Source organism: Actinopolymorpha singaporensis, assembly GCF_900104745.1.
Taxonomy (GTDB): domain Bacteria; phylum Actinomycetota; class Actinomycetes; order Propionibacteriales; family Actinopolymorphaceae; genus Actinopolymorpha; species Actinopolymorpha singaporensis.
On sequence record NZ_LT629732.1, the window covers coordinates 635672 to 657085 of the forward strand.

The window sequence follows — 21414 nt, forward strand, 5'->3', positions numbered from 1 at the left end:
CGGCGCGCGGACGATGGTCCTCGCGCCGCCGGGGTCTCTGGGGGACCGCGAAGGTCCCTGACCGGTCGCGAGCGGGATCCGCTCTCCCCTCCACGGGCCGGACCGGGACTACAGTCGAAAGTCCGGAAGCTGTCCCACCGCTGATGGTCCGTGCCGTCGTCCGATCCTTCGACGGCCGGCGCCGTCGACGGTGATCCGCTGGGTGCCACGTCAGTCAGTCGTGCGACCAGGGAGGCAGCCATGCCTGGCAACAAGGCAGTCGAGTACATCGGACCGGGCAAGGTCGAGGTCCGCACCATCGACTATCCGGTGCTGGAACTTCGCCCCGGGCCGGGCGTACCTCCGAAGAACGCCGGGCGGCAGTGCCCGCACGGTGTGATCCTCAAGGTCGTCGCGACCAACATCTGCGGCTCCGACCAGCACATGGTGCGCGGGCGGACGACCGCCCCGGCCGGACTGGTCCTCGGCCACGAGATCACCGGGGAGGTCGTGGAGAAGGGCCGGGACGTGGAGAACATCGACGTCGGCGACCTGGTGTCGGTGCCGTTCAACATCGCCTGCGGGCGGTGCCGCATGTGCAAGCAGGGCAACACCCACGTCTGCCTGAACGTCAACCCCGAACGCCCCGGCGGTGCGTACGGCTACGTCGACATGGGTGGCTGGGTTGGCGGCCAGGCGGAGTACGTCATGTCGCCCTATGCCGACTGGAACCTGCTGAAGTTCCCCGACAAGGACCAGGCGATGGAGAAGATCCTCGACCTGGCGATGCTGGCCGACATCTTCCCCACCGGCTATCACGGCTGCTACACGGCCGGGGTGACCTCGGGGTCGACGGTCTACATCGCCGGCGCCGGGCCGGTGGGGCTCGCCGCGGCATGTGCGGCGTACCTGCTCGGCGCGTCCGTGGCCATCGTCGGCGACATGAACACCCAGCGGCTCGAACAGGCCCGCAGCTTCGGCTGCGAGACGGCCGACCTCACCGAGGACGCCACCCTCGCCGAGCAGATCGAGCAGATCCTCGGTGTGCCCGAGGTGGACGCCGCGGTCGACTGCGTCGGCTTCGAGGCCAAGGGGCGGGGCGACGACGGTCCGACCGAACAACCGGCGACCGTGCTGAACTCGATCATGGAGGTCACCCGGCCGGCCGGCAAACTCGGCATTCCGGGTCTGTACGTCACCGACGACCCGGGCGCGAGCGACGAGGCCGCGAGGCACGGCAGCCTGTCCATCCGGATCGGGCAGGGCTGGGCGAAGGCACACCAGTTCGCCACCGGACAGTGCCCGGTGATGCGCTACAACCGAGGGCTGATGGACGCGATCCTGCACGACCGGGTCCAGATCGCGAAGGCGGTGAACGCGACGGTCATTCCGCTGGATGAGGCGCCGAACGCCTACGAGGACTTCGACCGGGGCGAGGCGAAGAAGTTCGTCCTCGACCCGCACGGGATGCTCACCGGCAAGACTGCGTGAGCCGACCGGCGTACCGGCACAGCACTTTCGTAGGGCTCACCCGCACCCATCGCCGCTGGTGAGGGTGCCGGCCCGCTCGCTGTAATCACTGTGGTCCCGTTCCCGGACCGGGGACGGAACGGCCCAGATCCCTTACAGCGAAGCGAGATGAGCATGCGCAAGCGAATCGGTACGTCGGCGGCGATGGCCGCTGCCGCCGGCCTCACGGTGAGCCTCGCCAGCCTGCTGACCGGCCAGGCCCTCGCCGCCGGTCCCCCCACCGCGGTCGGTCCGCCACCCAGCACGGCCGGTACGCCGGACCGGCCGGTCGTGCGGACCGACCGCGGCCCCGTCGCGGGCACGGCCACCGATCACTACCGCCTCTTCCAGGGAATTCCGTACGCCGCGCCGCCCACCGGCCGGCTGCGGTGGGCGAACCCGCGCCCGGCGGCCCACTGGGACGGCGTCCGGACCGCCACGAACCCGGGCAACCCGTGTCCGCAGGGCCCCGGCGAGGTGCCCGGCGGCAGCACCACCGAGGACTGCCTCTACCTGAACGTCGCCAGCCCGGCGACCGCCGGCCCCACGACCGCCGGCCCGAAGCGCCCGCGTCCGGTCGTGGTGTGGGTGCACGGCGGCGGGTTCACCTCGGGTGCGGGCAGCAGCTACGACGCCCGCCGGCTGGCGGTCCGCGGCGACGTCGTGGTGGTCACCGTCAACTACCGGCTGGGCGTCTTCGGGTACTTCGCCCTGCCCGGCCTGCGCGGCAGCGGTGACTTCGGCCTGCAGGACCAGCTCGCCGCGCTGCGGTGGGTGCGCCGCAACATCGCGGCCTTCGGCGGCGACCCCCACAACGTCACGCTGGCCGGTGAGTCCGCCGGCGGCATGAGCACGTGCGCGTTCCTGACCGCTCCGGCGGCGGCGGGCCTGTTCCAGAAGGGGATCATGCAGAGCGGTTCCTGCCTGCTGGACTGGCCGGAGAACACCTGGTACCCCGGCATGCCCGCGTTCGCGCCGTACGCGCCGCTGGCGCAGGTCGAGGAGTTCGGCAGGGAGACCGCCGCAGACCTGCACTGCGCCGACCCGCAGACCGCCGTCGCGCTCGCCTGCCTGCGGAAGGTCGCGCCGGAACGACTGCTCGCGGTCGACCAGCCCTACAACATGCCGGCGTACGGCACACCGCTCCTCCCCCGAGACCCCGCCGTGGCGCTGCGCGCCGGGCACTTCCGCAAGGTGCCGGTCATCTCCGGCGGCAACCGCGACGAGGGCGCCGGCAACGCGGCCGCCCTGCAGCACAACCAGCCGCTGACCGAGCAGGGCTACCTCGACCTGCTCACCGGCACGTTCGGGGCCGACGCCGGCCGGCAGGTCGCCGCGCACTACCCGGTGGCCGCGTTCGGTACGCCGGCGCAGGCGTGGGCGGCGGTCATCTCCGACCGGCCGTGGGCCTGCCCGACGCTGCGGGGCACCCAGCTGCTGGCGAGGCGGACCACGACGTACGCCTACGAGTTCGCCGACCGGACCGCGCCGAACCTGGGCGCGCCGCCACCGCCGAACTTCCGGCTGGGGGCCAGCCACGCGTTCGACCTGCCGTACGTCTTCGACTTCAGCGCCTACGGCCTGCGCCTCGACCCCGCGCAGCAGCACCTGTCGGACCAGATGGTCGGCTACTGGACGAGGTTCGCCGCCACGGGGAACCCGAACGGGCCCGGGCTGCCGGCCTGGCGGGCGTTCCGGCCCGGCGACACGACAGCACCGGCGCTGGCCACGCCGGCCGACGGCGGTGTGCGGCCGGTCGACCTCGCCGCCCGGCACCAGTGCCGTTTCTGGGCGGGCCTCGCCGCGACCACCGACGCCGGCTGAATCAGGTCCTCGCGGCGTCCTCACCGACGGGAGCGCGCGGGAAGAGATCCGCGACGCCGCCGAGTCCGCCCACCACGGCCCGGGCGCCGAGGGCGGACACGGCGGCGGCCCCCTCCCCGGTGAGGTACGCCGCCGGCGACTTGCCGTGGACGCGGGCGAGCAGGAGCGCGCCGGTGTGCCGGACCACCGCCTCCTCGTCCACGGCCAGGCCGCCGGCCTGCGCGTATGCCGTACGGAACGCCTCCGCGCAGCGCGCCAGCCGCGCGACGACCTCGAGGCCGTCGGGCCGGTCGGCGAGGTGGACGCCCTTCATCACCAGGTGGTGCAGCATGAACGCGACGTCGAACACAGGGTTGCCCGCGTGCGCCACCTCGTGGTCGAGCACCCACAGCCCGCCGGCCGCCCCGGCAGGGTCGACCAGCACGTTCTTCGGGGAGAAGTCGCCGTGCACCAGACAACGCGGCCGGGTGAGGAGCTCGTCCAGGCAGCCGAGCACCGGGGCGGCGAGGTCGGGCCGGCGGGCGGCGACGGTGCGGTGGTAGGGGTCGCCGCGAAGCTCCACGAACATCGTGAGGTCGCCGTACGCCGCGAGCCGTTCGCGTGCTCCCGGCCGGGCGGTGGCGGCGTGCCAGGTGCCCAGCACCCGCCCGAGCGTCGTGCCGGCGGCGACGTCGACCACCCCGGCCAGCAGCGCCTTCCGCCACTCGGTCCACCTGGACGGCGCCGCGGTCATGGTGACGACGTACCCGCCCGGGTCATAGTCGACCAGGCGGGGCAGGTGGGCTGGGGTCAGCTCGCCGTACCAGCGCAGCGCCGCCGCCTCCACCCCGGCGCGTTCGACCCGGGCGGGCCACTCGTCGGCCACCGCGAGGAAGGGCAACGGCTGCTTGACGACGTACGTCCGAACGACGGGCCCGCCTTCGGCGACCACGAGGAACGTCGCCCCGCTCACCCCGCCGGACAGCACCGACGCCGTGGCCGGGGAGTCCGGGGCGAGCACTCCCCGGTCACGCAGGTGCCGCACCACGGTGTCCTCGCTCAGCCGCACGCCGAACCGCCTCCCGACGGGTACAGGATCCTCAGGGGTAGGGACATCCCTACCAGCGAACCAGGAGTCCGCCGGATGGAGAAGTCCGTGCACCGGCCCGTACTGTCCCTGACATGACCAGCACTGTCCCTGACCTGGCCCGCAGGGCGCCGACCGAGATCGGCCGCCGGGGCTACTGGCACCGGCTCGGCATCCGGTCGGTCTACGTCCTGGTGGGATTTCCGCTGGCGATCGTGCGGTTCGTGGTGCTGCTCGTGTTGTTCCTGCTCGGTGTGGGAACGACCGTCACCTTCCTCGGGCTGCCGGTTCTGGCCGGGACGATGAAGGTCGCCCGCGGGTTCGCGGCCGTCGACCGGGCCCGGCTGTCGTGGGTGCAGGGCTGGCCGGCCCGGCGCCCGCCGTACGTCGGCGGCAATCCCCACACCCGGGTGGGCCGGATGCTCGCACCGCTGCGGCAGGCGCAGTCCTGGGCGGACTGGGGTCACGGCCTCCTCGGGATCTTCCCGGCCGTGCTGGGCTTCGGGTTCACGCTGGTCTGGTGGGCGGGCACGCTGGCCGGCCTCACGTCGTTCGTCTACATCTGGATCCTTGACCGGACCATCGGCTACGAGGGGCTCGGCACGCTGCTCCGCCTCGGCGACGCCTGGCAGATCGACGCCGCCCTCAGCACCGCCGCGGGGCTGATCTTCGCGCTCACCCTCCCCGCGGTGGTCCGGGGCTGCGCGGAGATCGACGCCGCGCTGGCCCGGGCCATGCTGACCAGCGACCGGGTGGCCGAACTCCACGGCCAGGTGTCCGACCTGACCGAGAGCCGCGACGCGGCCGTCTCCGCGGAGGCCCAGGCCCTGCGCAGGCTGGAACGCGACATCCACGACGGGCCGCAGCAGCGGCTGGTCCGGCTGGCGATGGACCTGTCCTCGGCGCAGCGCCGGCTGGCCAAGGACCCGGCGACCGTGCAGCCGATGCTGGCCGAGGCGATCACCGCGACCCGGGAGACGCTGGAGGAGCTTCGGGCGCTGTCCCGCGGGATCGCCCCGCCGATCCTCGCCGACCGCGGGCTGCGGGCCGCACTGGCCGCGGTCGCCGGGCGGTCGACGGTGCCGGTCGACCTCGACGTGGACGTGCCCGACGGTGAGCACCTGCCGCTGATGGTGGAGAACACCGCGTACTTCCTGGTCGCCGAGGCGCTCACCAACGTGGCCAAGCACAGTGCCGCGACGCAGTGCACGGTCGAGGTGCGCCGTACCGGCACCCACGTCCGCGTCATCGTCACCGACAACGGCGTCGGCGGTGCACACACCGCCAAGGGGCACGGCCTGGCCGGACTCACCGAGCGCGTACGGGGCGTGGGAGGCTTGCTCGCGGTGACGAGCCCGGTCGGCGGGCCGACAGTTCTCACCGCCGAACTCCCGTGGAAGAACTCACAGAACGCCTGAGTCGAAGGGGACTGTCGTGCGAGGGGATCTGTCGTGCGCGTGGTGATCGCGGAGGACTCCGTACTCCTCCGGGAGGGACTCGTCCGGTTGCTCGAGGAGGCCGACCACACGGTGGTGGCCACCGTGGGCGACGGGCCATCCCTGGTGGACGCCGTGCTCACCCACGAGCCGGACGTGTCCGTGGTCGACGTACGCATGCCGCCGACGCACACCGACGAGGGGCTGCGGGCCGCGATCGAGGTACGCAAGCGGCTGCCGGGCGCGCCGGTGCTGGTCCTGTCGCAGTACGTCGAGGAGTCCTATGCCGCCGACCTGGTGGCCGACCGGGTGGGCGCGGTGGGCTACCTGCTCAAGGACCGCGTGGTCGACGTGGACGAGTTCCTGGACGGGCTCGCCCGGGTCGCGGCCGGCGGCACCGTCCTCGACTCCGATGTGGTGGCGCAGCTGCTGGTCGCCCGGCGCGACCCGCTGGCCTCGCTGACGCCGCGCGAGCGCGAGGTGCTCGCCCTGATGGCCGAGGGCCGTACGAACACCGCGATCTGTCAGCGGCTCGTGGTCAGCGAGGGCGCGGTGGAGAAGCACATCGGCAACATCTTCGCCAAGCTCGGCCTGGCACCGTCGTTGTCCGACCATCGCCGGGTGATGGCCGTCCTCGCCTACCTCCGCCCCTGACCCGGAATCCCCGACTCGGCTTGCCCTTCGTGCTCGGAGGAACGCGCTCGAGGCCGGAGGACTTGATCGAAGAACACGTACGAGAGGCACCTGACGTGATCCGGATAGACGGACTGACGAAGCGTTTCGGCGACAGGGCAGCCGTGGACGATCTGACGTTCGCCGTCGAGCCCGGCCGGGTCACCGGCTTTCTCGGCCCGAACGGAGCGGGAAAGTCGACCACCATGAGAATGATCCTCGGCCTCGACAGGCCGAATGCCGGGACCGTGACGGTCAACGGCCACAGCTACGTGGGCGTGGCCAGACCCATGCGCGAGGTGGGCGCCCTGCTGGACGCCCGCGCGCTGCACAGCAGGCGTACGGCCCGCAACCATCTCCGCTGCCTCGCCCAGACCAACGGCATCGCGGACAAGCGGGTGGACGAGGTGCTGCAGCTGGTCGGGCTGGAATCGGTGGCACGCAAACGGGCCGGATCCTTCTCCCTGGGCATGAGCCAACGGCTCGGAATCGCGGTGGCGCTGCTCGGTGACCCGAAGGTGCTGTTGTTCGACGAACCGGTCAACGGCCTGGATCCCGAGGGCATCAGGTGGATCCGGGAGCTGATGCGCGGACTGGCAGGCGAAGGGCGCACGGTCCTGGTCTCCAGCCATCTGATGAGTGAGATGGCGCAGACCGCCGACCATCTCATCGTCATCGGCAAGGGAAGACTGATCGCGGACATCGGAATCGGCGAGTTCGTCCGGCAGGGCTCCAACGTCCTGGTGCGGGCGGACGACCAGGACCGGCTCGTCCCTCACCTGGTCGAGGCGGGCGGCTCCGTCCAGCAGGGTACCGACGGCTCCTTCGTCGTCACCGGGCTGGAGCCGAGGAGGATCGGCGAGGCCGCGCTTGCCGCCCGGGTCGTGCTCACGGAGCTGACACCACAACGCTCGTTGGAGCAGGCATACATGGATCTGACCCGTGACAGCGTCGAGTTCCAGGCGAGTGCGGTATGAGCGCCATGGCGGGCACCATGCGGTCGGAGTGGACCAAGTTCCGCACGATCCCGTCCAACGTCGCCATCCTGCTGGCGACTGTCGCCGTGATGGTGGGCGCTGGCGCCCTCACCGCCAACGGCGCGAGCAGGGGCTACCGAGGGGCGGGAGCGGCGTTCGACGCCACCTACATCAGCATGTACGGCGGGTTCCTGTTCGTCCAGATCGCCGTGGGCTCGCTCGGCGTGCTGGTGGTGACCTCCGAGTACGCCACCGGAATGATCCGCACGAGCCTGACCGTGGTCCCACGGCGAGGACGGCTGCTGGCCGCCAAGGTCTGGACATTCGGCCTGATCGCCCTTGTGACGGGGGAGATCGCCGCCTTCGGCGCTTTTCTGTTCGGCCAGACCGTGATCAGCGCCGCCGGGGCCCCGCCCGCCGCGCTCGGCCAGGCCGGCGTGCTGCGGGCCGTCGTCGGCATGGGGCTGATCTGGGTCCTGGTGGGCCTCACCGGCGTGGCGTTCGGCTCCCTGCTGCGCGACACGATGGCCGCCACGACCGTGGTGGTGGCGGTCAACTTCGTCATCCCCATCATCGGGCCCAGGCTCATGCCCGACGCCGTCGGAGACTGGGTGACCACGTACTGGCCGATCTCGGCCGGCCTCCAGGTCACCACCACCGTCCCCCACGCGGAACGACTCGCCCCCTGGACAGGGCTGGGCCTGATGGCCGGCTTCACCGCCGTCCTGTTGATGGTGTCCTTCGCGGTGTTCCGCTCCCGGGACGCCTGAGATCCGGAGGTGCCTCAGCCGCGATCCAGCCGGATTCGACCAAGCGGGCCACGACTCCGCCCACTAGGCGCCGACCTGCCCAGGCGCGCCGTGAAGGATCCGGTCCGGCCGGCCGTTGGGGAGCACGACGACCTTCAGGTGGGCGGCGGGTTCGCGGTGCAGGGCGTCGAACCCGTGCGTCACCACCTGGTCCAGGCCGATCCGGTCGGTGATCAGCGGGCGCACGTCGACCTTCCCGGACTCCAGCAGCCCGATCGCCTCCGGGAAGTCGACATCGTAGGTGTGCGACAGCGAGGCGATCAGTTCCTTCTCGCCCAGCAGGAACGACATGAGGTTCAGGTCGAGGGTGTCGCCGCTGACGCCGACCAGGACCGTCCGGCCGCCCTTGCGGGTCCACTGCACGGCACTGCGTACGGCCGCGAGCTTTCCGCCCGCCTCGAACACCACGTCCGGACCCACGCCGTCGGTCAGCTCCTTCAGCGCGTCCTCGGCCTCGTCGGGGCTCACCGCGCGGTCCACACCCAGGCGTTCGGCGAGCGCGCGGCGTTCGGCCACCGGCTCCACCACGACGACGCGTTCGGCGCCGCGCAGCCGGGCGACCTGGGCCACCAGGAGCCCGATCGTTCCGCCGCCGACGACGGCGACCGTCGAGCCGGGTTCCAGCCGCGAACGCCGCACCGCGCGCACCGCGACCGAGGTGGGTTCGGTGACCGCCGCCTCTTCGGGGGTGAGGGCGTCGGAGTACGGCAGGCAGATGCGCGCGGGTGCCAGCATCTCCTCGGCCAGTCCCCCGTCGGCGCCCTGGCCGGTCGACCGCAGGCTCACGCACAGGGCGTAGTCGCCGCGCCGGCACCAGAAGCACTCCCCGCAGAACAGGTGGCCCTCGACCGCGACCCGCCGGCCCACCGGCAGGTCCACTCCGGGCCCGGCCTCCACGACCACCCCGGCGGACTCGTGGCCCATCGTCAGCGGTTCGCGCTCGGCCAGCGGCGGCTCCTCGGACCGGCGGGCGTTCAGGTAGACCTCGAGGTCGGTGCCGCAGATCCCGGCCGCCTCGACCTTCAGCCGGACCCAGCCGGGCGGAGGGCTGCCGAGCGCGGGGACGTCCTCGATCCGCAGGTCCTGCCGGCCGTACATCCTCGCGGCGCGCATCGGTCTCCTTCGCAGGAATTCGGGGGGCTGGGCCGGTTCGGTGCGTTCGTGGGCATCCACGGCGAACCGGCTCTCGTCGCGCATCGTATCCAGCGGATTTTGCCTGGCCGCAACACTGGCCGACCCCGGCCCGAAACATGGCGACCGCATCCTGACGTGGTGACCTTGTGGCAGGTGCGGACCAGAGTCCGCGACATTCCCGGCAAGCTGGCCCAGCTCGCCACGGCGCTCGGCGCCGTGCGCGGCAACGTGGTCGGCATCGACGTCCACGGCTGCGACCTCGAGCACGTGCACGACGACCTGTTCGTCGACGTGCCCGAGGCGATCGAGGCGGGCGACCTCGCGCAGGTGCTCGCGGGTACGGGCGGCGCTGGCGGCACTGACGGCTCTGGCGGTGCGGAGCCGGTACGCGTACGCCGGGCACGGGTGCAGGAACTCGTCGACGGACCGAGTCAGGCCCTCACCCTGGCCGCCCGCCTGGTCGAGGACCCCGCTGCGCTGCCGGCGCTCTTGTGCCGGCTCGTCGGCGCCGACAGTGCGGACCTGTGCGGGCAGCCGCCGCCGGACTCACCGCATCACCTGACCGTCGGGTGGCCGGGCCGGCGCGGTTTCGTCGTCGTTCGCCGGGAGTGGGCGCCGTTCACCTGGGTGGAACGCGCCCGCGTGGACCGGCTGGTGGCCGTGGCCGCCGTCGTCGCCCGCGACCAGGCGAACGCCGGTGGCCGGGTGGTGCTGACGGACGGGTCCCGGCTGCGGATCCGGCTCGGCGGCCCGGAGGACGCCGGTCACGTCGCCGATCTGCTGGCCCGGTGCAGCCGGTCGGCGCGGGAGGCGAGGTTCGTCGCCGACGACGGCGAGCGGCTGCCGGTCCGCTGGCTCGAACGCCTCGCAGCGCCCCCGGAGGGCTTCTCCCTGCTGGCGTTCGCGGAGTCCGGCCAGCTGGTCGGCATGGCCCAGTGCCTGCCACAGGACCCGCCTCACGATCGGGCGGGCGCGCCGGGCGGGGCGCACGAGGTCGGACTGCTGGTGGAGGACGGCTGGCAACGGCGCGGCATCGGCACCCTTCTCGTCCGGGGTCTGGCCCGCCGCGCCCTCGCCGACGGCGTGACCGAACTCGTCGCGGTCAGCACGGCCGACCGGACGGGGCACGCGGGTCCGGCGCGCTCGGCGGGTCCGGGGGGTCCGGGAGGTACGGAACGACTGTTCGCGCGGGCGGGCCTGCCGGTGCTGACGAGGTACGCCGACGGAGTGTGGGAGGCACGGGCCCGATTGAGAACCGGCGCCCGGGGCGAGCCCGTCTCCGCGGCCGACCTGAACAGCGCTGTCCTGCGAGGCGAGGCGGCAGTGCGCGCCTGGGCCCGCTCGACGGCTCGGTGAGTCCCTACGGCCGGGGAGTACGGACCCGCGGCGCCGGATGCCGGGCCGTCAGGAACTCCAGCAGCAGGCGGTTGAACGCCCGCGGGTTGTCCAGGTTGGCGAGGTAGCCGGCCCGCTCCACCACCTCGTACTCCGCACGCGGGTCCCGGTCGAGCCACCGCCGGGCCTGCCGGCCGAGCCGGCTCGTCCGGTCGAACTCACCGCGTACGAGCAGCAGTGGCTGGTTGATCCGGTAGCCGGGTTCGGGGTGAACGGCTGCCACACCCGCGCCCCACACCTGTGTCAACCGCGACTTGTCAAGGCGTTCCATCGCCGTGTAGGCGTGGGTCTGGGTCGCCGCGTCGATCCCCGCCGCACGGGCGGCCCCCTGCCGGATGCGGGCGACCGAACGCGTCGCGAAGGCGACTGCCGCGAGCCCCGCCGACCGGTGCGCCGGCACCGGCCACGACATCGGCCACGGCCGGCGCGGCAGGGTGAGACAGCGCGCCGCGACGACGACCAACCCCGCCACGCGTTCCGGACGCAGGAACGCGGCCTCCTGGGCAACCTGGGCGCCGAAGGAATGGCCGACAAGAACGAGTTGACGGTGCGCGCGGAGCCGATCCACCAACTCCAGCAGGGCTTCCGCCAGCCCGCGTACCGTCAGGTTCTCCTTGACGACAGGCATGGGATACGTGCGTACGTGGTCGATCGGCACCGACTCGACCGGGACGGACACGTCGGGTACGGCGTCGGGCGGACGCTCGGATTCCCTGCGGGTGAAGAGTCCTCGTCCGAAGGTCCGGCGTTCGCACGGCCGCGGCGACGGCAGATCCCAGGTGAGAGTGCGGTATCCCGCTTCCCACAACGCCGGCAGCTGCGGATCCCACATCCGGTGGTCCAGCCAGCGGCCGGCACCCAGGACCACCACGGGGCCGTCTCCCGGGCCCGCCATCCGGTAGCGAAGAGCAGAGCCCGAGCGTTCGAAGACGCCTGCGGCTTCCTGCACAGGGCAGCGCCTCCCCCGGACGGCTCGAGCCCCACACCAGTCACTCCGCGACCACTCCGCAACGGATCCAGGGTGACCTCGTTGTCCGCCCCGGATCCTTACGGATCAGGCTAGGCCGACCGGGGGATCGGCACACCAAAAACACCACGACCGCGGGTTCGGCTAGGCAGATCCCAACGGCACAACGCGGTGGAGGTCACAGAACGGGCCGGCGAAAATCCCCGCCCTGACGAACAGCAGTCGCCGGAAACCCGTTCAGAACTCAGTAATAGAAGGGAAACTCGGACCAGTCGGGCGAACGCTTCTCCAGGAACGCGTCCCGGCCCTCCTGCGCCTCGTCGGTCATGTAGGCGAGCCGGGTCGCCTCACCGGCGAACAACTGCTGGCCCACCAGCCCGTCGTCGACCGCATTGAAGGCATACTTCAGCATCCGCAGCGCGGTGGGGCTCTTGCCGTTGATCTCCCGCGCCCACGCCAGGGCCTCGCGTTCGAGGTCGGCGTGCGCAACGACGGCGTTCACCATGCCCATCCGGTGTGCCTCCTCCGCGTCGTAGGCGCGGCCGGTGAAGAAGATCTCCCGGGCGAACTTCTGCCCGACCTGGCGGGCGAGGTAGGCCGACCCGAACCCGCCGTCGAAGCTGGCCACGTCGGCGTCGGTCTGCTTGAACCGCGCGTGCTCGCGGCTGGCCAGGGTGAGGTCGGCGACCACGTGCAGGCTGTGCCCACCGCCCGCAGCCCAGCCGGGTACGACGCAGACCACGATCTTCGGCATGAACCTGATCAGCCGCTGCACCTCGAGGATGTGCAGCCGGCCGAGCCGCGCCCGGTCGGCCGTCCCCCCGGCGTCGCCGCCGGTGCCGTCGGCGTACTGGTAGCCGGAGCGGCCCCGGATGCGCTGGTCACCACCGGAGCAGAACGCCCAGCCGCCGTCCTTGGGTGAGGGACCGTTGCCGGTCAGGAGCACACACCCCACGTCCGGGGTGGTGCGAGCGTGGTCGAGCGCGCGATGGAGCTCGTCGACGGTGTGCGGGCGGAACGCGTTGCGGACCTCCGGCCGGTGGAACGCGATCCGGACCGTCCCCTGGTCCAGCGCCCGGTGGTAGGTCACGTCGGTGAGGTCGTCGAACCCGTCGACCGGCTTCCACGCCGCCGGGTCGAACAGCTCCGACACCCGGTCACCGCCGGCCGTCGAACCGTCCCCGGCCACCGATCCCGCAGACCCCGCAGACCCCGCCGCCATGCCTACCGCCTCTCGCTCCGCGTCCCTTGCGTCGATCGTGCCACCGCCGCCGAGCGGCTCGGACGCGCGGGGGCGCTCCGCCGGCCGACACATGCCTAGACTGACCACTTCCCGGGGACGCTGGTCCTCACCGGTGCCGAAAGCCGCAGGGCGGCCGAACCACCACGCAGCACCCCAGCAGCACGTACGGCCGACACCCGTACCGCCGACCGAACCGACCGGAGGGACCCGCCGTGGCGCGCACGTCGACCGCCGTGTCCCGTTCGGGGGCGCCCGCGTCGCCGTCCGCCGGCCCCACCTCTCCGGCGAGGCTGGCGCGGACCTGGGCCGTCCTGGTGGGGTTGCTCCTGTCCGGAGCGGTCTGTGCCGGTTTGTTCGCCGGCGGCGCGCCCATGGCCACGACCGCGCACCGGGCGATCAGCACCGCGAGCGGCCAGACCGGCGGGTCGGCGGGCACGGAGCAGCGCCAGCGCGCCCCCTCCCGCCGTACCCAGTCACAGTCGCAGTCGAAGCAGTCGCAGTCCCAACAATCGCAGGCGCGGTCGGCCACCCGAGCGGACCGGACCGTCCAGGCCGCCACCCGGGCCACGCATCTCACCCGGCCCACCCACGGCGCCACCGCCGCCCGCGGGTACACCCACGGCTCAGGCACCGCCCATCCGACGGCGTGGGCCGTCTCCACCGACCGGCCCGACTCGTACGGGCCGGCCGGCCACGCCTCCACCGACCGTGACCGGATCGGTCATGCTCCGGCCGTCCTCGGCGGCACCGGCGTCCGGGCGCCACCGGGACCGCACGCAGCCTGAACCGCGGCCACCGCACCGCCAGCCGGTGCGGCATCGCGCGCAGGCGTCCGCGTCCAGTCCCGCCACACCATCTCGGAGCCACCGTGTCCGGAGATTCCACGCCCGAACGCCCGTCCGCGTCCGCCCGCTCGTCGGCGCGCGCACGCTCGTCCGCGTCCGCCACCAAGTCCAGGAACAGACCAGCGTCCCGGCCACCGGGTTCACGCGCACCGCTCCTCCGCGCCCTGCTGACGTTCGGCGTCCTCGCTCTCGCGTTGTACTTCGCCGTCAGCACCCCGGCCCGGCTCGGCCTGGACCTGCGCGGCGGCACCCAGATCGTCCTGGAGACCCGGGACAGCCCGACCGCCAAGGCGAACGCCGAGTCCACCGACCGTGCCCTGCAGGTCCTCAACCGCCGGGTGGACGCCCTCGGTGTGTCCGAGCCCAACCTCACCCGGTCCGGTGAGCGCCGGATCATCGTCGAGCTTCCGGGCGTGCAGGACCCACGCGAGGCCGAGCAGGCCATCGGCCGTACGGCGCAGTTGACGTTCCACCCGGTCCTCGGCATCGCCCAGCCTGCGGAGAAGGCCAAGGCGGGCGAACGCATCCTCGGGGACGAGAGCGGCCAGCGGCTCCGGCTCGGCCCCTCGGCGCTGACCGGTGAAGGTGTGAAGGACGCGGCCGGAGCGACCGACCCGCAGCAGGGCCTGGGCTGGTTCGTCACCATCGACTTCAACGGCAAGGGCGGCGGCGCGTGGAAGGAACTCACCGCCAAGGCCGCGTGCGCGCAGCCCGGCGACCCGACCCGGCGGATCGCGATCGTGCTGGACAACAAGGTGATCTCCTCACCGCAGGTCGATCCGAGCATCGGCTGCAACGTCGGTATGCCCGGCGACAGCACCCAGATCACCGGCAACTTCGACCAGGCGTCCGCGCAGGAGCTCGCGGTACTGATCAAGGGTGGCGCCCTCCCGGTGCCGGTCGAGATCATCGAGCAGCGCACCGTCGGCCCGACGCTCGGCGCCGAGGCGATCGAGGCGAGCGCCAAGGCCGCGGTGATCGGCCTGGCCCTCACCGGGCTGTTCATCATCGTCGTCTACCGGCTGATGGGCACGCTGGCCACGGTCGCACTGGCCTGCTACGCGCTGATCTCGTACGCCATCCTGGTCGCGCTCGGCGCCACCCTGACGCTGCCCGGCCTGGCCGGGTTCGTGCTCGCCATCGGCATGGCGATCGACGCCAACGTTCTGGTGTTCGAACGCGCCCGGGAGGAGTACGCCGCCAACCCGCAGAAGGGCCTGTCCACCGCGCTGACGCGCGGCTACAAGGGTGCGTGGTCGGCGATCCTGGACTCCAACGTCACCACGCTGCTGGCCGCCGGGCTGTTGTTCTTCCTGGCCTCCGGTCCGGTCCGCGGTTTCGGCGTCACGTTGTCGATCGGTGTGCTCGCCTCGATGGTGTCGGCGCTGGTGGTGGCGCGGCTGTTCACCGACTGGGCCGTCCGGCGTACGTTCGTGCACAACCGCCCGGGCATCACCGGGCTCGGTTCGATCGGGCGGGTCCGCACCTGGCTGATCGAACGCAGTCCCGACCTGATGAAGCGGGGCCGGTTGTGGCTCGCGCTCAGCGCCCTGGTGGTCATCGTGGCCGGTGCCGGGATCGTCGTCCGCGGGCTCGACTACGGCGTGGAGTTCACCGGCGGACGGCTGGTGGAGTACTCCACCAGCAAGCCCGTCGACGTGAACGCCGCCCGGCAGGCGGTCACCGACGCCGGCTTCCCCCGCGCGGTGGTCCAGGAGTCCAACGGGGACAACATCACCGTCCGCACCGGCGAGCTCAGCACCGGACAGGCGCTGGAGATCCAGCGGGCCCTCGGCGAACTCGGCGGCAAGGTCACCAAGCAACGCGACGAACTGATCGGTCCCAGTCTCGGCAACGAGCTTCGGGTCAAGGCGCTGATCGCGCTCGGGGTCGCGCTGCTCGCGCAGATGGTCTATCTCGCGATCCGGTTCCGATGGACGTTCGGCGTCGCGGCGGTGCTCGCGATGCTCCACGACATCGTGATCGTGACCGGGTTGTTCGCCTGGCTGGGAAAGCCGATCGACGGTGTATTCCTCGCCGCCGCGCTCACCATCATCGGCCTGTCGGTCAACGACACGGTGGTGGTGTTCGACCGCGTACGCGAGCTGTGGGCCGGCAACCCGAAGACGCCGTTCGCGCGGAACGCCAACCTCGCGGTCCTGCAGACGGTGCCGCGGACGGTGAACACCGGGCTGGGCGCGATGTTCATCCTGGCGGCCCTCGCCATCCTGGGTGGAGAGTCGCTCACCGACTTCGCGGTCGCGTTGCTGGTCGGGTTGTTCGTCGGTACGTACTCCTCAAGCTTCACCGCGACGCCGCTGGCGGTGGAGTTGCAGGCGAGGAGTGGCACCGGGCCGCCGCGGGTCCGTACGAAGTCGCCGGCGAAGGCGGCGCGGAAGCGGGCGCAGCGGTCGGGTAGGGGCGCCGTCGTGTAGGCGGGCCGTTCCGGTCCCGGTGAGCCGTCGCCTGTGCCGTGACCCTGGTGCCGCGGACCTGGTGTGGTCAGGTCCGCGGCACCAGGATCACCCGGCCGCGTACGCGGTGCTCGACCAGCTGGTGGGCGTGGGCCGCCTGGTCCAGCGGCAGCACCTCGCCGATCCGCACGTCGAGGCGCCCCGCGGCGAGGTGGGCCGAAACGACCCGCGCGGCGTCGGCCAGCTCGGCGGCAGGCGCGGTGGTGATCACGAAGCCGAGCAGCCGCAGCGACTTGAGGTAGAACGGCGAGATCGGCAACGCGGCGGGCTCGGGCCGCCCGGCGACCAGGACCACCGCGCCCCGGTCGGCCAGGACCTCCACCGCGAACTCCAGGTCGATCCGCCCGGACGTGTCGAACCACACCGTCGCGCCGCCGGGTGCCTCCGCGGCCAGCCGGTCGCGCAGGTCCTCGACGCGGAAGTCGACGACGGCGGCCGCGCCGTGGTTTCGGCACCAGGTGGCGTCCTCTGTCCGGGCGAGGGCGATCACCCGGGCACCGGCGAACGCGGCGAGGCGGCTGACGCAGCTTCCGACGTTGCCGGCGGCGCCGCCGACCACCACCGTGTCCCCGGGGCCGACGCCACCGACGTGCCGGAACAGCCCGAGGTACGCGGTGACCGCCGGGTGGAACACCGCCACCGACCGAACCGGATCCAGCCCGTCCGGCAGGGGGTAGAGCCGATCCACGGGGACGACGGCGTACTCGGCCGCCGCGCCCTGCCGTCCGGCGTACCCCAGTCCGTTCGTCCACACCCGCTGCCCCGGCACGAACGCCTCGGCCGCGGCGCCGCACGTCTCGACCACGCCCACCAGGTCGCGGCCGACCACGAACGGGAACCCCGGCAGCGGAGTCCGGTAGCGACCCGAACGGATGTAGGTGTCGACCGGGTTGACCGCCACCGCCTCCACCCGGACCAGCACCTCGTCCGGAGCCGGGGCGGGTACGACGAGTTCGCCCACCCGGATGTTCTCGGCCGGACCGAGCCGGTCGACGTACGCCGCGCGCATCGTGACCGGTACTCCGCCGACGTGCGCGCCGGGTGGGTCGTACCCGGGACCCTCGTACTCCCCCGGCCGGTCGGGCGGATGGGGCGGTCCAGGTGGATCCGGCAGCCGGGGCGGCCCAGGGCGTACAGCATCCGGGCCGACGAGATCCGGACCTACGAGATCCGGACCTACGAGGTCCGGAGGTACTGGGTCGTGGCGCACGGGATCAGGGTGTGCGGGTCCGCTCGGGGCGGGGTCGTCGTCCTCGTCGCCCGGGCCGAGCAGGCTGCGCCCCGTCACCGGGCCCGCCTCCTCGGGCCGAAGCCCGGCCGTAAACCCGCGTACGCACGTCCCATCAGCGCGGTCCCATCAGGGAAGGCCGCCGGTGGCGCGGATGTTCTGCCCGGTCAGCCAGCCGGACTCCGAACGCGCGAGGAAGCCGACGACGTTCGCGATGTCGTCCGGGGTGCCCAGGCGGCCGAGCGCCGTCATCTTCGGGATCGCGGCGAGCGCCTCCGGCGGGTTCGACGCGTGCAGCAGGTCGGTGTCCGTGGCGCCCGGCGAAACGATGTTGACGGTGATCCCACGGCCACCGAGTTCCTTGGACGCGGTGACGGTGAGGAGTTCGATCGCGCCCTTGGCTGCCTGGTAGAGCCCGTTGCCGGCGACCGGAACCTGGGTGTTGAGCGTGGAGATCGTGATGATCCGACCGCCGTCGCGGACCCGCCGGGAAGCCTCCTGCAGTACGACGAACGCGCCGCGGACGTTCGCGGTCACCATCACGTCGAAGTCGTCGTCACTGGTCAGCGCCAGCGTGGTGCGTTCGCTGACCTGGACCGCGACCGCGTTGTGCACAACGATGTCCAGCCTGGTGAGCAGCCGCTCGGCCTCCGCGAACAGCGCCCTGACCTGGGCCGCGTCGACCAGATCCATGCGTACCGCATGGGCGACTCCACCGGCCGCCGCCACCTTCGAGACCACCTCGGTCGCGGCCGCCTCGTCGCTCCGGTAGGTGAACACCACCTCGGCACCGTCGAGGGCCAGGCGCTCGACGATCGCCCGGCCGATGCCGCGTGAGCCGCCGGTGACGATCGCGCCCTTCCCCGTCAGCTCGGCGCCGGTCAGCACGGCGCCGATCAGCTCGGCGTCGGCTTCCACATCCGTGGGCTCCGCCCCCGTGGGTCCGGTTCCTGTCGGCTCGGTTCCTGTCGGCTCGGTTCCTGTCGGCTCGGCCATGCGGTTCAACCTACCCAACTCGCCCGCGCGCCACCCGGAGCCGGAGCCGGGCAAGATCGGCGTAGGGCAGGATGGTTTCGTCCGAAGGACCACGCTGAGGAAGGACCATCACGTGCAGGCGAGCGGCGAACAACACTCCATCAGCGCGGCGGGTTACACGGCGACCGTCACCGAGGTCGGCGCGACGCTGCGCGAGCTGCGGCACGACGGGCGCGACCTGGTCGCCGGGTTCGCCGCCGACGAGGTACGCCCGGTCTTTCGCGGCGCGGTCCTCGCGCCGTGGCCCAACCGCGTCATCGACGGCACCTACGAGTTCGGCGGGCAGAGCTACCAGCTCGCGCTGACCGAACCCGACCGGCACAACGCGCTGCACGGACTGGTGGCCTGGTCGAGCTGGCAGGTCGTCGACCGCACCCCGGAGCGGGTCGAGCTCGCGCACCGGCTGTTCCCGCAGACCGGCTACCCCTTCCTGCTCGACCTGCGGGCGACGTACGAACTCTCGGAGGCGGGCCTGGCCTGCACGGTCGCCGCGGTCAACGCCGGCGACGTCGACGCGCCCTTCGGCTGCGCGCCGCACCCCTACCTCGTGGCCGGGCCTGGCCGGGTCGACGACTGGTCGCTGGAGCTTCCTGCCGGCAGGTACCTCGAGGTCACCGAGGACCGCCTGGTGCCGCGGGGCCTGGCCGAGGTGGCCGGCACCGACTACGACTTCCGTACGCCGAGGACGATCGGGGCGACCTTCCTCGACCACGCCTACACCGCGCTCGCCGCCGAACCGGACGGGGTGGTCCGCGCGCGAGTACGCACGGCCGAGGGGTACGGGGTGGAGCTGCGCTGGGACGCCGGCTGCCCGTGGGTGCAGGTGCACACCGCCGACCGCCCCGAGGCCGAGCTCGACCGGTCCGGGCTGGCGGTGGAGCCGATGACCTGCCCGCCGGACGCGTTCAACTCCGGCACCGACCTGGTGGTCCTCGCCCCGGGCCAGCGGCACGAGGTCGGCTGGACGATCGCCGCGATCTGAGCCGGCAGCGTCACTCCGGCTGTTCCTGTCCGGCCTGTCGGTGGGGACCTCTAGGGTCTGGACACCCTGGACCGACGCCCCAGACCGGCTCGGGCGGGGGAGCCAGCACGGCACACCACGGAGGGACGCCATGAGATTCGTCAGCGAGAGCACCCGGCTCGGGCGGGCCGCCACCTTCGCCGCCCGGCACACGGCGGGCACCGCCGCGCCGATCCCGGCGCTGAGCGGGCTGCGGGTGTCCGCCGACGACGATGCCGTCCGCCTCACCGGCTATGACTACGAGGCGAGCTCCACCGTGCTGTTGCCGGCCGAGGTCGACGAGCCGGGTGAGTTGCTGCTGCCCGGCCGGGTCTTCGCCGAGATCGTGCACGCGCTCCCGCAGGGCCAGGTGCGGGTGCACACCCGCGAGGGCGTGGTGGAGATCAGCGCCGGCGCGACCGAGTTCACCCTGCCGACGCTGCCGCTGGCCGACTATCCCGAGCTGCCGACACCGCCCGCCCCGGTGGGGGCGCTCGACGCCGCACCGTTCGCCCGTGCCGTCGCCCAGATGTCACGCATCGCGATCCGCGGCGACGCCGTACCCGTCCTGTCCGGCACGCTGCTGGAGTTCGACGCGGAGTCGGTCACACTCACCTCCTCCGACCGGTTCCGGGTGGCGATCCACCAGGTGCCGTGGAAGGCGACCGGGCCCGACCTGCCCGCCCGCGCCGTGGTTCCCGCGCGGATGCTCGCCGACGCGACGAGGAGCCTCGGCGCCGGCACCGACCTGCTCACCGTCGGCCTCGGCGGCGAAGGCGAGGCCGTGCTCAGCCTGGGCCTCGACGAGCGGCTCACCACACTCCGGCTGCTCGACGACACCTATCCCGCGCTGCGGACGAAGGTCCCCACCGACTTCGTGGGCACGGTCGTCCTGGCCGTCGAGGAGCTGCGCGCGGCACTGCGACGGGTGTGCATCGTCGCCGACCGGTACGCCGCGGTCGTCCTGACGATCGGCCCCGACGAGGTGGTCGTGGGCGCCGCCGGGGACGTCGACACCCGCGGCCGGGAACGTCTCGCGGGGCACCTCGACGGCGACGGCGGCACGGTCGCCTTCAACGCGGGCTACCTGCTCGACGGCCTGGAGGGCTTCGACTCCGAGTACGTCCGGCTGGGCTTCCAGGAGGGCATCCGTCCCGCCCTGCTCACCGGCTGCGCGGCACCCGACGCCGAGTCCGGACAGGACGTGGTCTACGTCGCCATGCCGCGCCGCCTGCCCGCCTGACCCTCTCCGGCGTTCTCGGCGTTCTCGGCGTTCTCGGCGTTCTCGGCGTCGACCAGGCCGAACGCGACGTCGAGGGCGGCCTGGTTCGCCTCTTCCACGCTCAGCCCCAGGCCCGCGCCGAGGGGCATTCCGGAGTCCCGGCTGAGCGCCGCGGCCATGTGCATGCTGACGACCGCGAGCAACGCCCGGATCCGGTTCTGCGGCGGACCCCCGTCGTAGAGCACCCCGTGCAGCGCGCCCATGCGTTCCTGGAACCGCTCACCCAGCCCCGACTTGTGCATCCCGGCGGGGTTCTGCTGGAAGAACCTCATCGACGGGAACCGGACGCGGACGATGTCGGAGTAGCGGCGCAGCACCTCGTGCCGGGTCCGGGTGGTCCGGGGCTGTTCCTCCGCCCAGGCGACCAGATCGTCGATGTCGGCAAGGAAGTCCTCCACCGTCGCGACGACGATCTCCTCCTTGGAACGGAAGTGGTAGTACAGCGCCGCCTTCGTCACGCCAAGCCGGTCGGCGATCTCCCGCAGCGAGGTGGAGTCGTACCCCTGCTCGGCGAACAGTTCCAGCGCCACCTCCTGGAT

General features: G+C 72.4%; 18 protein-coding genes. 11 read left to right on the forward strand and 7 right to left on the reverse strand.

Annotated elements, in window-relative coordinates; genetic code table 11:
* The first annotated feature begins 240 nt into the window (after positions 1–240).
* Positions 241–1470, forward strand: a complete 1230-nt coding sequence (gene fdhA / locus BLU27_RS02925) for a formaldehyde dehydrogenase, glutathione-independent (protein WP_092650324.1) — start codon at positions 241–243, stop codon at positions 1468–1470.
* 153 nt (positions 1471–1623) lie between these two features.
* On the forward strand, positions 1624–3312 hold the full coding sequence (locus BLU27_RS02930; protein ID WP_197681647.1) for a carboxylesterase/lipase family protein: 1689 nt from the start codon (positions 1624–1626) through the stop codon (positions 3310–3312).
* A 1-nt stretch (position 3313) separates the two neighbouring features.
* Here the strand turns inward: BLU27_RS02930 and BLU27_RS02935 are convergent, their stop codons facing one another.
* Positions 3314–4360, reverse strand: coding sequence for a phosphotransferase family protein (locus tag BLU27_RS02935; RefSeq protein WP_157728178.1), 1047 nt, complete (start codon positions 4358–4360; stop codon positions 3314–3316).
* A 113-nt stretch (positions 4361–4473) separates the two neighbouring features.
* Here BLU27_RS02935 and BLU27_RS02940 point away from each other — a divergent pair, with 113 nt between their 5' ends.
* The 4 genes from BLU27_RS02940 (at position 4474) to BLU27_RS02955 (ending at position 8233) form a co-directional block, all read left to right on the forward strand.
* Positions 4474–5796: a sensor histidine kinase gene (locus BLU27_RS02940; protein WP_092650328.1), complete on the forward strand. Its 1323-nt coding sequence runs from the start codon at positions 4474–4476 to the stop codon at positions 5794–5796.
* Between the two features lie 33 nt (positions 5797–5829).
* On the forward strand, positions 5830–6468 hold the full coding sequence (locus BLU27_RS02945) for a response regulator transcription factor (protein ID WP_092650330.1): 639 nt from the start codon (positions 5830–5832) through the stop codon (positions 6466–6468).
* Positions 6469–6611: 143 nt separating this feature from the next.
* Complete coding sequence (locus BLU27_RS02950; RefSeq protein ID WP_241827750.1) at positions 6612–7463, forward strand: ATP-binding cassette domain-containing protein; 852 nt, start codon at positions 6612–6614, stop codon at positions 7461–7463.
* Positions 7460–8233 (forward strand): ABC transporter permease subunit, encoded by a 774-nt coding sequence (locus BLU27_RS02955; RefSeq protein WP_157728179.1) that lies wholly within the window; start codon positions 7460–7462, stop codon positions 8231–8233. Before BLU27_RS02950 ends, BLU27_RS02955 begins: the two co-directional genes overlap by 4 nt.
* Before the next feature lie 63 nt (positions 8234–8296).
* Here the strand turns inward: BLU27_RS02955 and BLU27_RS02960 are convergent, their stop codons facing one another.
* Positions 8297–9385, reverse strand: a complete 1089-nt coding sequence (locus BLU27_RS02960) for a zinc-binding dehydrogenase (RefSeq protein ID WP_172804852.1) — start codon at positions 9383–9385, stop codon at positions 8297–8299.
* A 159-nt stretch (positions 9386–9544) separates the two neighbouring features.
* Here BLU27_RS02960 and BLU27_RS02965 point away from each other — a divergent pair, with 159 nt between their 5' ends.
* A complete protein-coding gene (locus tag BLU27_RS02965) occupies positions 9545–10762 on the forward strand; it encodes a GNAT family N-acetyltransferase (RefSeq protein ID WP_157728181.1) in 1218 nt (405 codons plus the stop codon).
* Positions 10763–10766: 4 nt separating this feature from the next.
* Here the strand turns inward: BLU27_RS02965 and BLU27_RS02970 are convergent, their stop codons facing one another.
* Together BLU27_RS02970 and BLU27_RS02975 are read right to left on the reverse strand one after the other, a co-directional pair.
* Positions 10767–11750 (reverse strand): alpha/beta fold hydrolase, encoded by a 984-nt coding sequence (locus tag BLU27_RS02970; RefSeq protein WP_092650337.1) that lies wholly within the window; start codon positions 11748–11750, stop codon positions 10767–10769.
* A 262-nt stretch (positions 11751–12012) separates the two neighbouring features.
* Positions 12013–12990: a 1,4-dihydroxy-2-naphthoyl-CoA synthase gene (locus BLU27_RS02975; protein ID WP_092657084.1), complete on the reverse strand. Its 978-nt coding sequence runs from the start codon at positions 12988–12990 to the stop codon at positions 12013–12015.
* Positions 12991–13223: 233 nt separating this feature from the next.
* Between BLU27_RS02975 and BLU27_RS02980 the strand changes: the two genes are divergently transcribed.
* Both BLU27_RS02980 and secD read left to right on the forward strand, forming a co-directional pair.
* Positions 13224–13796: a hypothetical protein gene (locus BLU27_RS02980; protein ID WP_092650339.1), complete on the forward strand. Its 573-nt coding sequence runs from the start codon at positions 13224–13226 to the stop codon at positions 13794–13796.
* 83 nt (positions 13797–13879) lie between these two features.
* Entirely contained in the window at positions 13880–16291 is a 2412-nt protein-coding gene (gene secD, locus BLU27_RS02985; protein WP_092650341.1) for a protein translocase subunit SecD, read from the forward strand.
* A 67-nt stretch (positions 16292–16358) separates the two neighbouring features.
* Here the strand turns inward: secD and BLU27_RS02990 are convergent, their stop codons facing one another.
* On the reverse strand, positions 16359–17618 hold the full coding sequence (locus tag BLU27_RS02990) for an NADPH:quinone reductase (protein WP_241827751.1): 1260 nt from the start codon (positions 17616–17618) through the stop codon (positions 16359–16361).
* A gap of 69 nt (positions 17619–17687) precedes the next feature.
* Positions 17688–18554: an SDR family oxidoreductase gene (locus tag BLU27_RS02995; protein ID WP_092650345.1), complete on the reverse strand. Its 867-nt coding sequence runs from the start codon at positions 18552–18554 to the stop codon at positions 17688–17690.
* Positions 18555–18666: 112 nt separating this feature from the next.
* On the opposite strand from BLU27_RS02995, the gene BLU27_RS03000 reads away from it, so the two are divergent.
* Positions 18667–19575: an aldose 1-epimerase family protein gene (locus tag BLU27_RS03000; protein WP_197681648.1), complete on the forward strand. Its 909-nt coding sequence runs from the start codon at positions 18667–18669 to the stop codon at positions 19573–19575.
* 130 nt (positions 19576–19705) lie between these two features.
* Positions 19706–20836 carry a DNA polymerase III subunit beta gene (dnaN, locus tag BLU27_RS03005; protein ID WP_092650349.1) on the forward strand — a complete coding sequence of 377 codons (1131 nt, stop codon included), beginning with the start codon at positions 19706–19708 and terminating at the stop codon, positions 20834–20836.
* Here dnaN and BLU27_RS03010 read toward each other — a convergent pair.
* A complete protein-coding gene (locus BLU27_RS03010) occupies positions 20803–21405 on the reverse strand; it encodes a TetR/AcrR family transcriptional regulator (protein ID WP_241827752.1) in 603 nt (200 codons plus the stop codon). The two genes, dnaN and BLU27_RS03010, sit on opposite strands and share 34 nt — an antisense overlap.
* Between the last annotated feature and the right edge of the window lie 9 nt (positions 21406–21414).

Bases quoted from the DNA above. Each gene is read 5' to 3' on its own strand.
- BLU27_RS02955 (WP_157728179.1), top strand. From the start codon at position 7,460: ATGAGCGCCATGGCGGGCACCATGCGGTCGGAGTGGACCAAGTTCCGC.
- BLU27_RS02960 (WP_172804852.1), bottom strand. From the start codon at position 9,385: ATGCGCGCCGCGAGGATGTACGGCCGGCAGGACCTGCGGATCGAGGAC.
- BLU27_RS02975 (WP_092657084.1), bottom strand. From the start codon at position 12,990: ATGGCGGCGGGGTCTGCGGGGTCTGCGGGATCGGTGGCCGGGGACGGT.
- BLU27_RS02940 (WP_092650328.1), top strand. From the start codon at position 4,474: ATGACCAGCACTGTCCCTGACCTGGCCCGCAGGGCGCCGACCGAGATC.
- dnaN (WP_092650349.1), top strand. From the start codon at position 19,706: ATGAGATTCGTCAGCGAGAGCACCCGGCTCGGGCGGGCCGCCACCTTC.
- BLU27_RS02930 (WP_197681647.1), top strand. From the start codon at position 1,624: ATGCGCAAGCGAATCGGTACGTCGGCGGCGATGGCCGCTGCCGCCGGC.
- BLU27_RS02995 (WP_092650345.1), bottom strand. From the start codon at position 18,554: ATGGCCGAGCCGACAGGAACCGAGCCGACAGGAACCGAGCCGACAGGA.
- fdhA (WP_092650324.1), top strand. From the start codon at position 241: ATGCCTGGCAACAAGGCAGTCGAGTACATCGGACCGGGCAAGGTCGAG.